This is a genomic window from Zhurongbacter thermophilus (assembly GCF_026184435.1).
In the GTDB taxonomy this organism is placed as follows: Bacteria; Coprothermobacterota; Coprothermobacteria; order Coprothermobacterales; family JAADFF01; genus JAADFF01.
In genome coordinates, this window is the sequence record NZ_CP046447.1 from 439,424 (window position 1) to 453,851 (window position 14,428).

Genomic DNA, 14,428 nt, shown 5'->3' on the forward strand with positions numbered 1-14,428 from the left:
TAGATAAGCAAAGAAGGGGACCATTCAGAGGTCCCCTTCTTTGCTTATTAAGGAATAATTCTTACCCCGTCTGGTGGTATCCACTTCACAGTGCTACCCATTGTCTCAGATATGAATCTGATTGGTACGAATGTTCGGTTTTCGTATATGAGGGGTTTAGCCGAAAGTGTAATATTCTTTCCATTGACGGATGCTACTTGAGAACCTTCATATACTGTCATAGTAATACTTTCCCCTGTGGGTTTTCTTACACTGAAAGATGTTTTACTGGTTAGTGCATCTTTCATGTAGAGCTTTATTATTTTACCTCCTCCTGTTATGGTGACAATACGGTTTTGTTTATCCCAGTCTACTTTGTACCCAAGTCCTTCTGCTACAAATCTTATAGGTACAAGGCTTCTACTATATCTTGGGTCTATAAATGGAAATACCCCTTTGTCCATATGAGAGACTTTACTTCCCTTGAGATAACTGCTATTCCATATTCTTAGTGTAATGGCATTGTTGTATGGAAATGTAGGCTCTATAATCTTCCCATCTTCATCCATACCCGATACATTGCCGTACACAATTTTGCCGGTATATGTCCAACCTGCTGTGAATAAAATATCATATGGTGATGAAGATATGGCCCAAAGTTCTTCTTTTGTGGAAGAACCTCCCCATGCCTTTTCATATCTTACTTTGCCATATTCTGTTAAGGAAGCTATATAAAAATCCTCACTACCTGAATATCCCTTTATCTCTTTGCTGGTGGTGTATCCAACAGCAACAGGTCCTAAAAATGTTGTTGTGATATCAAATAGCTCATCATCTGCAAGGCCTCCCAGCGGTTTTATCCATTTCAGCTTTCCGTCGTATGTCAGTGCTGCAACAAGACCATCAGACGATATACCATCTTTTCCGTGAAATCCCTTTATATCTCCTGAGAATGTTGTACCGGCTATGTACAGTCCTGTGCTATCACCTGTTATACCATAACCGTAATCGTAGTCCTTTCCGCCAAGTGTTTTTTTCCATATAATATTGCCCTCTTTGTCAAGTTTCATGACCAGTATGTCTGTAAGAAATTCGGAAGAGGTGCTACCAATAATGTATATATATCCATCTTTTACAAATATGTCACTAAGCTCGGTACTATCACCTACATGTATGCATTCAGACCATGAAAGATTTCCACTTGTGTCAAACATGGACACAAATCCTTCTCCATCTTCCCCGCATGTAAATGTGCCAGAGGTAGAGTTTGTGTTACCTATAACGACAAGATTATCATCGAGGTAATCGATACCACGAGGCTCATCTGTGCCATTGCCACCAAATGTTTTGAGAAATATTGTTTTTCCTGTTTTTACATCTATTTTGGCAAGAAAAACATCACTGGCGTTGTATCCATCGTCTACCGCACCTGTGGTATATATGTAGCCGCTATGTTCTATTGAGGCAATGCCTATAGCGCCACTATCGGGTAGTAGTGTTTTACTAAGTATCTTTTTGCCTAAGAGAGTCCAAACATCTATCTGAGGGTACTGACTCATGCTATAGCCTGTTGCTATGACATAGCCATCGCTGTAGCTTATAGATAAATAGGCATCGTCTCCGCTTTCATCATATGTAAAATTCCACAGTGATGATGCTTGAGAGATTGGCATGGATATAAGGGTTGTTATTGCCAAGAGTATAGCAACATATCGTATAACTTTCATACTACCACCTCCAAGTATATATACGCACAAAACCATGTATTTGTGACACTTTATGGGTTAGCCTCGTATGTTGCCGTAATAGTTAGTGTTACATGTATATCATCTGCAGAATCTTCGGTTGGTTTGAATTTGACCCATGCGTAGAAGGTGTTGTTAAGATTATTTATATCTGATAGTGGTATATCAGGCAATGTTATAGAAGTAAGCATGCCATTGTCATTGATATCCACATTGGAAGAGTCTAAATAGTAAGTATTTATTTCATTGCAATCGCCGTCAAATATGGTATAACCCCATGTATTGGTGTATATCTCGCTCTTAAAAATATCTATGATATACGACGGATTTGTATAAGCTATGGAGTTCTGATTTGATAAATATACTGTAAAAAGTACTTGATCAAAATAATCGCATTTACTCGTATAAAAATATGCCCAGTCATTTTTTTGTATTGTTATGCTAAGTCCTTGTAGTGTAGATGCACAGGTAGTAGATGGAGAAATTTCTAATATAGGTGAATATCTGTATCCCTCAGAGTCATCGTTGTAAAACCATACTGTGTATCTTTGTAGGGTATCATAACGGTATGCCATGTTTCCGTAACTTGTTATATAAACATCATAACGGTTGTATATTTCACAATATGGACATGATTCATTATTTCTACCTAAGACAGAATAAAGTTCTAAATTGTCTATAGATTCGTTGATGTTATCAAATTCTACATACGTGTATCCGTTACCATCAGATATTACATCTTTTGGTGTATCGCTGTTTAGTTGATATTGAGAAAAAACATCGGCTGTTGCCGTTGGGTATGTGATTGTTGTGTTTTCTTGTAGTTTCCACCTCGACCACCATAATTTTTTCTTCCATATTCCTATATACACTTTGTCTTTATCATCTGGTAGTTTTTCTATTTTGATTTTCTTAATGAAAGCATCAGAGGGAACAAGATTTCTGATAATATCTGTGTCATTAGGTTCTTTATATGCCCACTTTTTATTTAATGTTAGACTGCAAATTTGGTTCTTATTCTTTTCTGTTTTTGTGACATATGCCTTTGTTAATGTCATTGTTGTTGCCATTAAAATATCAGCAGGTTGAGATGTTACAGAGCCTTCTACTCTAAATAATCCTTCACAGCATCTAATAAGGGTAATACTGTTTTCTCTGTTTATTGTTCCCCAGTTGAGGTATGCTTTGGCGTTGACCGTTGTTAGTGGTATCCACACATTCTTTAATTCTTCTGGTATAGGTATGAATACATAATGGTATTGACCATCACTTGTTTGATATGCATTTGCTGCTGATTCTGTATACGTGTTTCCTAAATATGTATAATCTACTTTGGTTTGACTCCAAAGGGAGGCAATACCGTTATCTACCTTGACAACTATATAATTGCCTGTTGCTGTAGATATGCAACTTGGTAATATTTCATCTACGTTGTTAGGATTGGCAACTTCTACTACATCCACTATCTTAAACACACTTTCTACATTTATTGTTATGCTGTCCTCCCCAGTTAAGCCTGAAGCTGAAGCTATGGCCCTTATCGTGTATGTTCCAGGTGTTTGGGGAGCCGTACAAGAAAAAGTATATATATATCCACTGATAGATGTGGGATTTCCGCATGATACACCGCTTATATCTACAGTGGGCTGAACTCCTTGCCTGCTGGCGCCCACGAGGAGATATGACTCTACTGCGACTTCTATATTATCGCCAGGGCTATAGGTTGTTCCATCAAGCGGCGATGTGATATTAACGATGAGTTCTGTAGGTTCATTGACAAATAGGGTTATAGAGTCATCATTTGTAAGAGAGTTTTTCTCAGCCACAGCTTTAATTTCTATACTACCGCTGGCGTTTGCCGGTACAGTATATGTATAAGAATATGTGTCGTTGCTATTTCCAGAAAATATACGAACAAGATTTCCGCCGATATACAACTCTACGCTATCCACCGGATAACTTTGCCCATTTTCCACATAAAAAGCCTCTATCACAATATTGATATTGTCTCCAGGATTGACTTTAGTGCCATCTTCTGGTGAGGTGATTTTTACATATATGCCTTTTGTTGTGACATTAGTATGTATTGGAGCTACCAAGAATATAGGTAGCCATCCTGCTATAGATGGTTTTACTTCGATATAGGGACTACTCCCTATATATTTCTTTTCGTACTCTACATTGACCTGTCCCACAGCAGTGTTTTCTTGCTCGTTGGAGAGTGTAGCCAGAGCTATTGCTTTAGCTTTGGCCATTTCTCTATACCACTGAAGAGTTTCTGTCTGATATCTAAGAATAGATGTATTGGTGCCACTGCTCATAGACATATTAATGACAGGTATCATGAGGCTAACCAATACACCCAAGATAATGATAGAAACTAAGAGTTCTACCAGCGTAAAACCTCTTTCTTTTTTCTGCATACACATCCTCTCCTTGAGGATATTTTATCACTCTATATATGAAGAGTATTTTGCATATTTTAGTTAGTATTTGCAGAAAACCTATACCAAATTTTGCCAAATATCATAAAATAAAGACTGGACCATAGTATAAATGGGAGGTGAACTATATGGAGAAGAAGAAAAGAATTTACTTCTTTGACGAAGGTAGTGCAGAAATGAAACAATTGCTGGGTGGTAAGGGAGCCAACCTCGCTGAGATGAAGAGAATAGGTCTTCCTGTACCCCCCGGTTTCACAATTACCACAGAAGTTTGTCGTGAGTATTATGCTGTAGGTGGCAGGCTTCCTGATGGCCTTGAAGAAGAGATCATAGAGGCCATGCATAGACTGGAGAAGGAAGCCGGTGCTAAGTTTGGCGATCCTGAGAATCCTCTCCTTGTATCTGTTCGTTCCGGTGCACCTATATCAATGCCCGGTATGATGGATACTATTCTCAACCTTGGTCTCAATGATGAAACTGTTAAAGGTCTTGCTAAACTGACAAACAATGAGAGATTTGCATATGACTCTTATCGTCGTTTTATTATGATGTTCTCTGATGTTGTTCGCGGTGTAGACAGACAGCTATTTGAGGAAGCACTTGAAGAGATTAAGAAAAAATATGGTGCTAAAACCGATGCCGATGTGCCTGCTGAGGGTATGAAAGAGCTTGCCGAGCGTTCTAAAGAGATTTACAAGGAGCAGCTTGGAGAAGACTTCCCACAGGATGTGTGGAAGCAGCTTATTATGGCTGTAGATGCCGTTTTCCGCTCTTGGAATAATGAGAGGGCTATCCTCTACCGTAAGATTAATAACATTCCCGATGATATGGGAACTGCTGTTAATATCGTGAAGATGGTATTTGGTAATATGGGCGATGACTCTGCAACAGGTGTTGCATTTACAAGAAATCCATCTACCGGTGAGAAAGAGCTTTATGGTGAATATCTTATCAATGCTCAGGGTGAGGATGTTGTTGCCGGTATTAGAACACCAAAACCTGTTAAGGAACTTAAGAATGATATTCCACAGGCATATGACGAGCTTGTAAGAGTTGCTGAGATTCTGGAGAAGCACTATCGTGATATGCAGGATATGGAGTTTACCATTGAAAAGGGTAAGCTCTATATGCTTCAGACAAGAACCGGTAAGAGAACAGCAGCTGCCGCTGTGAAAATTGCTGTGGATATGGTTAAAGAAGGTCTTATTACCAAGGAAGAGGCTATTATGAGGGTTACACCTGAACAGATAGAAACACTGCTTCACAAGAGAATTGACCCAGCTGCAAAGAAGATTCTTATTGCTAAAGGTCTTCCAGCATCTCCCGGTGCCGCTACCGGTGCTGTTGTGTTTGATACACAGGAGGCTGTTAAGCTGGCAGAAGAAGGCAAGAAGGTTATTCTTGTTAGACCTGAGACAACACCAGATGACCTACACGGTATGGTTGCATCTCAGGGTATTCTTACCAGCCGTGGTGGTATGACTTCCCACGCAGCTGTTGTTGCTCGTGGTATGGGTAAGCCAGCTGTTGTCGGTTGTGAGGAGATAGACATTGATATGGAAAAGGAGCAGTTCACAGCACCAAATGGCAAAGTCTATAAGAAGGGCGATATCATTACCATAGACGGTTCTACTGGTGAGGTATTTGAGGGCGAAGTGCCTCTGATTGATCCTCAGATGAGCGGTGAGTTCAAGGAACTTCTTGACTGGGCCGATGAGATTCGCGTACTCGGTGTGTATGCCAATGCAGACAATCCCGAAGATGCCGCCAAGGCAAGGGAATTTGGTGCCGAGGGTATCGGTCTTGCCAGAACAGAGCACATGTTCCTTGGACCTGAAAGAGTGCAGATTGTGCAGCGTATGATTATGGCAGATACTCCAGAAGAGAGGAGAGAGGCCCTCAAGGATCTTGGTAAGCTCCAGAAAGCAGACTTTAAAGGTATTCTTGAGGCTATGGATGGTCTCCCAGTAACTATCAGACTTCTTGATCCACCACTGCACGAGTTCCTGCCTGCACCAGAGGAACTGGCAGAGGAGATTAGAAAGCTTGAAGATGAAGGTGCCCCAGCAGAGGTTATTGAGGAGAAGAAGAAACTCTATCACAAGGCTGTTGAGCTTGCTGAGCACAACCCCATGATGGGCTTCCGTGGCTGCCGTCTGGGTCTTATCTATCCAGAGATTTATGAGATGCAAGTAGAGGCCCTTATGGAGGCTGCAGCTGAGCTGAAGAAAGAGGGTAAGAACCCCATCGTCAAGATTATGCATCCACTGGTTGGTCATGTCAATGAGATGAAGAGACTAAGAGAGATGACCGATCGTGTGGCATTCCAGGTACTTGACAGAGAGGGTATAGACCTGAAGTACAAGGTAGGTACCATGATTGAGGTGCCTCGTGCAGCCCTTACTGCATATCAGATTGCAGAGTATGCTGAATTCTTCTCCTTCGGTACAAACGACCTAACACAGATGACATTTGCATTCTCCCGTGATGATGCAGAGGGTAAGTTCCTTGCTAAGTATGTTGAAGAAGGTATCCTTCCAAAGAACCCATTCATTGTTCTTGACAGAGATGGTGTGGGACGCCTTATTAAGATTGCTGTTACAGATGGAAGAAAGACCAGAGCAGACCTTGATGTGGGTATATGCGGTGAACACGGTGGTAACCCAGAGTCTATTGAGTTCTGCCATATTGTAGGACTTGACTATGTCTCTGCATCTCCATATCGTGTGCCTGTAGCCCGTCTTGCTGCAGCTCAGGCTGCTATTAAGCACCCAAAGAAGTAATGCTGTAGCAGTGTTCTATAGGAGGAGGGCCCCAGCCCTCCTCTTTCTTTTTGAAAGAAGTTTATAAACTATTCCTACATAAAACTTCAATGATAGAATAGTTGCAGAAATGAAATATGGGAGGTGAGTCGTATGAAGACATACGATGTAGTAGTAATAGGTGGTTCTGCTGCCGGTATTGTTGCTGCAGCAACTGTAAGGCAGACTTATCCTGATAAAAAAGTTGTTGTTATTCGTAAAGAGAGCAAGGTGTTAGTGCCTTGTGGTATTCCTTATACTGTTAAGACTGTCGGCGATGTGGATAAGAACCTTATTGCCGATACAGCCGTGACCGGTAAAGGTGCAGATCTTATCATCGATGAGGTTATAGAGATAATTCCCGATGAGAAAAAGGTTCTTCTCCGTTCTGGTGAAGAGATAGCATATGATAAACTCATTCTTGCTACAGGTTCAAAACCGGTATTTCCACCAATACCCGGTAGAGATCTCGATGGCGTCTTTACCGTACCTAAAGACTACGATGTGGTTAAAGAGCTAAAGTCCCGCATAGAAAAGGCTGAAAACATCGTTATTGTTGGTGGTGGCTTCATTGGTGTCGAATTCTCCGATGAGATTTCTGCTCTTGGTAAGAAGGTTACTATTGTGGAAATGCTTCCCCATGTTTTGGGTAAGGCATTTGACCCAGAGTTTGCTGAGATGGCAGAAGAAATTCTTAAAGAGAAAGGTGTTTCTATTAAGACCGGTGAGCTTGTTACAGAGATTGCCGGTGAGGGTGGAAAGGTTAAAGAGGTGGTTCTGAAAAGTGGGCAGCGTATACCAGCCGACCTTGTTATCCTTTCTATAGGTTATAGACCTAATGCCGATCTTGCCAAGAAGGCCGGTATTCCTGTAGGTACATTTGGTGGTATTATCGTAGATAATCTCGGTAAGACCCTTGTCAAAGATATTTATGCTGTAGGTGATTGTGCCGAAAACAGATGTTCTCTTACACCTAATGGTCTATGCCCTATGCTTGCATCTGTTGCTACCGCAACAGCCAGAAGAGCAGCCCTCAACCTTTACAACATTAAGGCTTTGCCAACAGCTGTGTTTGGTGCATTTGGCTTTTCTACTGTTGTTGGTGGAAGAACATTTGCCGCTGTTGGTCTCACTGAAACCGCTGCCCGTGAGCTGGGATATGACATCATCGTGGGTAAGTTTGAAACATTAGATACCCATCCTGGTAGTGTTCCGGGTTCTATGAAACAGATTGTCAAGCTTATAGCACTTGCTAAGACCGGACACATTATCGGTGCCCAGCTAACCGGTGGTAAATCTGTTGGTGAGCTTGTTAATGTGCTTGCAACGGCTGTTACAGCAGGTATGAATGCTTCAGAGTTGGCATTTACCCAAGTTGCAACGCACCCACTGCTTACCGCAGCACCAACAGTCTATCCTATTACTATGGCTGCTATGTCTATTCTTCATCAGATGTAAGAAATTGCGGTATAGACTGTCATAGGGAGAGGGCTGTTGCCCTCTCCTTTTTTCATTTTGTAACGATATGTTTCCCCTACCACTCTAAAGAGGGTGAAAGGGGGAGATGCATGTGAATATAAAACCACTTAAAATAGGTGATGTAACTATCGACATTCCAATCATACAAGGTGGTATGGGGGTAGGTATTTCTCTGCATCGCTTGGCATCTGCTGTGTCTAATGAAGGGGCACTAGGGGTATTGTCGGCTGCAGGTATAGGGTTTCTACATCCTATGTGGGAGAAAAATCCACGTAAAGCTAATATTATTGCTCTTGAAGAAGAAATAGATAAAGTTCGGGCCAATACAGAAAAACCTTTTGGAGTCAATATCATGGTAGCGTTGAGTGATTTTGAAAATCTTTTAATAACAGCTGTGAAAAAGGGAGTAGATGTGGCGATTATGGGAGCAGGCTTACCACTTCAAGTGATTTCTGCTCTTAGAAAGGCAGGTATTAAAGAGTGGAAAACAAAGTTTTTACCTATAGTATCATCGGGAAAAGCTGCGCGTATTATTTTTTCTTATTGGGATAAGCATTATTCTATTATTCCTGATGGTGTTGTTGTTGAGGGGCCAAAGGCTGGTGGGCATCTGGGATTTAAAAGGGAGGAACTGGAAAACCCACCAGATGTGTTTGATATTGTCAGAGATGTAAAGAGAGTTTTGGCAAGGTGGGAAGACAAATACGCTAAGCATATACCTATAATTGTTGCCGGAGGCATATGGGATGGAAAGGATATTTATAAAGCTATTAATGGCGTGGGTGCAGATGGTGTCCAGATGGCAACCCGATTTGTTGCAACTTATGAATGTGATGCCGATGAACGATTTAAACAGGCATATATCCAAGCGAAACCGGAAGATATTGTATTTATAAAAAGTCCAGTAGGACTTCCTGGCAGGGCTATAAAAAATAAGTTTTTGGAAGAGGTTGAAGCGGGGGTAAGAAAGCCTTTTACATGCCGCTGGAAGTGTCTGAGAACATGCGATTATCGCAAGGCTCCATATTGTATTGCTGAAGCTCTAACAAATGCTGCTAAGGGTAATCTCGAAAATGGCTTTGCCTTTGCCGGTGCTAATGCGTGGAAGGTGGATAAGATTGTATCTGTTAAAGAGCTTATGGACACACTTTTACAGGAATATCAGATGGCTATATCGGAGATGAATATATAGCAATCATTTTTACCGCTTCCCCTTATCCGTGCTAAAATAACAATATCAATACCTATGCACAGTGTTTAGTGCGGAAGGGGGAAGCGGTTATGACAAAAAATCCATTTGAAGCCTTCCAAAAGCAAGTAGAATCTGCTAGTGAACTATTGCATCTTGAACCTCATATTGTGGAACTTCTTAAATGGCCCAAACGTGTGCTTGAAGTGAGGTTTCCTGTGAAGATGGACGATGGTAGGACAATTATCTTTACCGGTTGGAGATCTCAACACAATGACGCATTGGGCCCCACAAAGGGTGGTATCCGTTACCACTGGGATGTAACCAAGGAAGAGGTAATGGCACTGTCAGGTTGGATGACCTTTAAGAATGCTACTGCCGGACTTCCATATGGTGGTGGAAAAGGCGGTATTCGCTTTAGAGATATGGATGGTAGTCCTATCAATCCCAAAGAGTTGTCTGATGCGGAAATAGAGAGAATATCTCGTGCTTTTGTTGATGCTATTGCTCAAATAATAGGACCTGAAAAGGATATCCCAGCTCCTGATGTATATACCAACCCTAAGATTATGGGTTATATGGTAGATGAGTATTCAAAGCTTCGTGGCTATTGGGCACCGGGCACATTTACTGGTAAGCCCCTTTCTATAGGTGGTTCAGAGGGTAGAGGTACAGCTACAGCTCGTGGTGGTTTCTTTATACTCAAAGAGGCTCTGAAAACTGTTGCTATGAAGTTTGAAGGACTTACCGCTGCCGTTCAAGGATTTGGTAATGCCGGATCCTATGAAGCATTATTCTTGTACGAGGCAGGGGTAAAGGTTGTTGCCGTTTCTGATTCTAAAGGTGGCATATACAATGGAGATGGTCTGAATATACCTGAAGTCATGCAGTTCAAGGCAGAAAGAGGAACAGTTGTCGGATTCCCCGGTGCAGAGAAGATATCCAATAGTGAGCTTCTTACCTTAGAGGTTGATATTCTTGTTCCTGCCGCTCTTGAAAATCAGATTACCGTTGATAACGCAGAAGACATAAAGGCGAAGTTTATATTAGAGCTTGCCAATGGCCCCACAACACCAGAGGCCGATGAGATTTTATATAAAAACGGTGTAATGGTGCTTCCCGATATACTTGCTAACTCTGGTGGTGTAACAGTGTCTTACTTTGAGTGGGTTCAGAATATCACAGGCTACTATTGGTCTGAAGAAGAGGTTGATAGAAGATTATCTGAGAAGATGAAAGTAGCATTTAAGCATGTGTTTGAAGCGGCAAAAGAATTTGGTGTTGATATGAGAAAGGGTGCATATGTAAGCTCTATTAGAAGGGTTGTCGAAGCTATGAAGGATAGGGGAATGATATAGTATGCCAGAGGGAAGTTGTTCTGTTGTTGTATATCCGGGCACTTATGACCCTATCACACTAGGACATCTTGATATTGTTAGAAGGGCATTGTCTATATTTGACAAGGTTGTCATTTTAGTATCGGAAAATGCCAATAAAAGAGTACTATTTGATATAGATGAGCGTGTAAAATTGGTGTACTTGTCACTTGAGGATGCAAATTTTCCTAAGAACCGTATCATAGTCGATAAAAACAGTGGGCTTACCGTAGAGTACATGAAAGCCCATGGGTACAGGGCAATGATTAGAGGACTTAGGGCTGTGTCAGATTTTGAGTATGAGATGCAGATAGCTCTTGCCAATAAGCATCTTAGAGATGATGTTGAGACGATATTTATGGTGTCAGATTTAAAATATCAGTTCCTACGCTCTACAATAGTAAGAGAGATAGCAAGACTGGGAGGTAAACTGGAAGGTCTTGTTACTCCTTCTGTTGAGAAAGCATTAAGAGAAAAATTTATGCGGAGGTGAGTGGTTGTGGATATACTGGTCCTCAACTCAGGAAGTAGTTCTATTAAGTTTCAGGTTATTAGCATGCCTGAAGAAAAAGTTATTGCTAAGGGTATTGTTGAGAGAATTGGACTTGAAGAACCATTTTTGAAGTATAAGAAGGGTGATGGTGAGTACCAGAAGTTTACAAGACCCGATAAGATAGATCATAAGATAGCGCTCCAGTGGGTGCTTGATACTCTCACAGATAAAGAAATAGGTGTTCTGGAAAGCCTTTCTTCTATTGGTGCAGTAGGTCACAGAGTTGTTCATGGTGGAGAGGCGTTTTCTGGTTCTGTTCTTATTACCGATGAGGTTATTAAGGCTCTGGAAGATAATATTGAGCTTGCTCCTTTGCACAACCCAGCTAATCTTATGGGTATCTATGCTTGCAAAGAGCTTATGCCCGGTACACCTATGGTTGGTGTCTTTGACACAGCATTCCATCAGACCATGCCTAAACATGCATACCTCTATGCTCTACCTATAGAGCTTTATGAAAAATATAGAGTTCGTCGTTATGGTTTTCACGGTACATCCCATAGGTATGTATCTCAGAGGGCTGCTGAGCTTGTTGGTAAGCCCATTGAAGAGCTGAAGATTATCACAGTCCATGTGGGCAATGGTGCCTCTGTGGCAGCTGTAAAATATGGTAAGTCTGTTGATACATCCATGGGTTTCACTCCACTTGAGGGACTTGTGATGGGAACTCGCTGTGGTGATATTGATCCTGCACTTCCTATTTGGCTACAGCGTAAATTTAATATGACTCCTGACGAGGTTGATCAGTATCTTAATAAAAAGAGTGGTATCTTAGGCCTAATGGGTGGTAAGACCTATGATATGAGAGAAGTCGAAGATGGATATCTTGCCGGTGAGCCAGATGCTACACTGGCATTTGAGATATATGCATATCGTATCAAGAAGTATATTGGTGCATATGCTGCTGCTATGGGTGGACTTGATGTTCTTGTCTTTACAGCTGGTGTTGGTGAAAATTCACCACCACTAAGAGAGCTTGTTTGCCGTGACCTTGAGTTTCTCGGTATTAAGATTGACAAAGAGAGAAACAATGTTAGAGGTACAGCACTAATTTCTACCGATGACTCTAAGGTTAAGGTCTTTTCTATTGCCACAAACGAGGAGCTTGTCATAGCCAGAGATACCTATGAGATTGTGACAAAGGAGGAGAAATAACTTGAAGGTCAATCTTCACAACTTTCAAAGAAGTGAAGAGGCGGAACTTATCTTTGATGGTGGGGATATACATATAGATGACCTCATTGAGGGAGAGGTTGTGTATCCGATTGGTGGAAAGTTAATACTCCATAAGATAGGTGATAGATTTTTACTTGATGGTGTTATTACTGTTGTGGTTAAGAGAAAGTGTGCTGTATGTGGAGAAGCCTTTGAGGATACACTGAGTATAAAGATTAGTGATGAGTTTGTTATTGGTGAGCCAGACTATGGAGAAGAAAAAGAAGTTGAGCTCACACAAAAAGATATGGACACATTCTACCTTAAAGATGGTATACTTGATGTTGAGTCGGTGGTGAGGGATTATATTATTACCTCTCTCAGCACCGTGCCGTTGTGCCCTGTGCACAAAAAGAAAGACAGGGAGCCTGTTATATACAATTTAGGTGATATAGAAGAAAAACCAGCCGATCCAAGATGGGCAGAGTTGAGGAAACTGTTAGAAGGAGGTGCTGAAGGTGGGAGTTCCAAAGAAGAAACCAACACGCAGAAGGGCAAGAAATAGAAGAGCACACTGGACACCACGCACAGTGACACTTGCCAGGTGTCCCAACTGTGGTGCCCTTGTTCCTGCACATATGGTATGCCCTGAGTGCGGTTATTACAAGGGAAGACAGTATATTAAGGTAGAAAAGTCTGAGAAGTGATGAGCTGTGAATGTAGTCTTAGCCGTTGATTTAAGAGGTGGCGACCACGGAGCAAAACCGATTGCTGATGGTGTAAAGCGCTTTTTGGCTGAGACTAATGATGTAGAGGTGTTGGCTTTTGGCCTTAAAGACGATGCACCCTATGTGGATGGGGTGCATCGTTTATTTTTCAGAGAGTGCTCTGAAGAGATAACAACTAACGAAAAACCAACATATGCTGTTAAAACAAAGAAGGATTCTACACTTGTAAAGGCAGTTGAAGCTGTTAAGGCCGGAGAGGCGTATGGTGTTATTTCTCCTGGTAGCACTGGGGCGGTACTCACTGCTGGATATTTGCTTCTTGGTCGCATTAAAGGTGTAAAGAGGCCGATGCTTGCAGCGCCAATGCCTACTCTCTCTGGTAATCCCTTTGTATTTGGTGATCTTGGTGCTAATGCCGATGTCAGACCTGATTTCTTTCCAGGATTTGCCATTTTAGGTAGAGTTTACTATGAAGCCTTGCTTGGCAAAGGTGATCCTTCTGTTTACCTTCTTAATATAGGTGAAGAGGAAGAAAAAGGTAAGCAACTAGTGAAAGAGGCTAGAGAGCTTCTTGAAAATTATCCGTGGTTTAGAGGATACGTAGAGCCACATCAACCATGGGATGGCGGGTATGATGTGGTTATTACAGATGGTTTTTCTGGAAATGTCTTCTTGAAAACGGCTGAAGGAGTATCCCATGCTGTTACAGGAGTTTTAAAAGAAGAGATAATGAAAGGTGGCTTTTTGGCAAAGATAGGGGCACTTCTGATGAAAAATGCCTTTAAAGAAATGAAAAGGCGTTTTGATTACAAGACATATGGCGGTGCACCATTTTTGGGAGTTAGAGGACTGGTTATGAAAATGCATGGTCGCAGTGATGAAGTGGCAGTGTATAGTGCAATGAAAGTTATGTATCGGCTTACTAAAGCAGATATTGTTGGTAGAATTGAAGAAAAGATAGCATCAGGGGGTGTATAAA

General features: G+C 41.5%; 11 protein-coding genes. 9 read left to right on the forward strand and 2 right to left on the reverse strand.

Translation table 11 applies throughout. The annotated features are described in order from the left end of the window. Positions 1-47: 47 nt before the first annotated feature. Both GM182_RS01970 and GM182_RS01975 read right to left on the reverse strand, forming a co-directional pair. Positions 48-1,706, reverse strand: coding sequence for a stalk domain-containing protein (locus GM182_RS01970; protein WP_449186927.1), 1,659 nt, complete (start codon positions 1,704-1,706; stop codon positions 48-50). A 50-nt stretch (positions 1,707-1,756) separates the two neighbouring features. Further along, positions 1,757-4,147 carry an Ig-like domain-containing protein gene (locus tag GM182_RS01975; RefSeq protein ID WP_449186928.1) on the reverse strand — a complete coding sequence of 797 codons (2,391 nt, stop codon included), beginning with the start codon at positions 4,145-4,147 and terminating at the stop codon, positions 1,757-1,759. A gap of 149 nt (positions 4,148-4,296) precedes the next feature. Here GM182_RS01975 and ppdK point away from each other — a divergent pair, with 149 nt between their 5' ends. From ppdK to plsX, 9 genes are all read left to right on the forward strand, one after another. Next, complete coding sequence (gene ppdK, locus GM182_RS01980) at positions 4,297-6,951, forward strand: pyruvate, phosphate dikinase (RefSeq protein ID WP_449186929.1); 2,655 nt, start codon at positions 4,297-4,299, stop codon at positions 6,949-6,951. 132 nt (positions 6,952-7,083) lie between these two features. Beyond that, positions 7,084-8,427, forward strand: a complete 1,344-nt coding sequence (locus GM182_RS01985; protein ID WP_449186930.1) for an FAD-dependent oxidoreductase — start codon at positions 7,084-7,086, stop codon at positions 8,425-8,427. A 106-nt stretch (positions 8,428-8,533) separates the two neighbouring features. After that, positions 8,534-9,640 carry an NAD(P)H-dependent flavin oxidoreductase gene (locus GM182_RS01990; RefSeq protein WP_449186931.1) on the forward strand — a complete coding sequence of 369 codons (1,107 nt, stop codon included), beginning with the start codon at positions 8,534-8,536 and terminating at the stop codon, positions 9,638-9,640. 89 nt (positions 9,641-9,729) lie between these two features. Then, positions 9,730-10,995, forward strand: coding sequence for a Glu/Leu/Phe/Val family dehydrogenase (locus GM182_RS01995; protein WP_449186932.1), 1,266 nt, complete (start codon positions 9,730-9,732; stop codon positions 10,993-10,995). A gap of 1 nt (position 10,996) precedes the next feature. Further along, positions 10,997-11,506, forward strand: coding sequence for a pantetheine-phosphate adenylyltransferase (gene coaD / locus GM182_RS02000; RefSeq protein ID WP_449186933.1), 510 nt, complete (start codon positions 10,997-10,999; stop codon positions 11,504-11,506). Positions 11,507-11,512: 6 nt separating this feature from the next. Beyond that, complete coding sequence (locus tag GM182_RS02005) at positions 11,513-12,721, forward strand: acetate/propionate family kinase (protein WP_449186934.1); 1,209 nt, start codon at positions 11,513-11,515, stop codon at positions 12,719-12,721. 1 nt (position 12,722) lies between these two features. Next, positions 12,723-13,286, forward strand: coding sequence for a YceD family protein (locus GM182_RS02010; protein WP_449186935.1), 564 nt, complete (start codon positions 12,723-12,725; stop codon positions 13,284-13,286). Next, on the forward strand, positions 13,240-13,428 hold the full coding sequence (rpmF, locus tag GM182_RS02015; RefSeq protein WP_449186936.1) for a 50S ribosomal protein L32: 189 nt from the start codon (positions 13,240-13,242) through the stop codon (positions 13,426-13,428). Before GM182_RS02010 ends, rpmF begins: the two co-directional genes overlap by 47 nt. 6 nt (positions 13,429-13,434) lie before the next feature. Beyond that, entirely contained in the window at positions 13,435-14,427 is a 993-nt protein-coding gene (gene plsX, locus GM182_RS02020; RefSeq protein ID WP_449186937.1) for a phosphate acyltransferase PlsX, read from the forward strand. The last annotated feature ends 1 nt before the right edge of the window (position 14,428 follow it).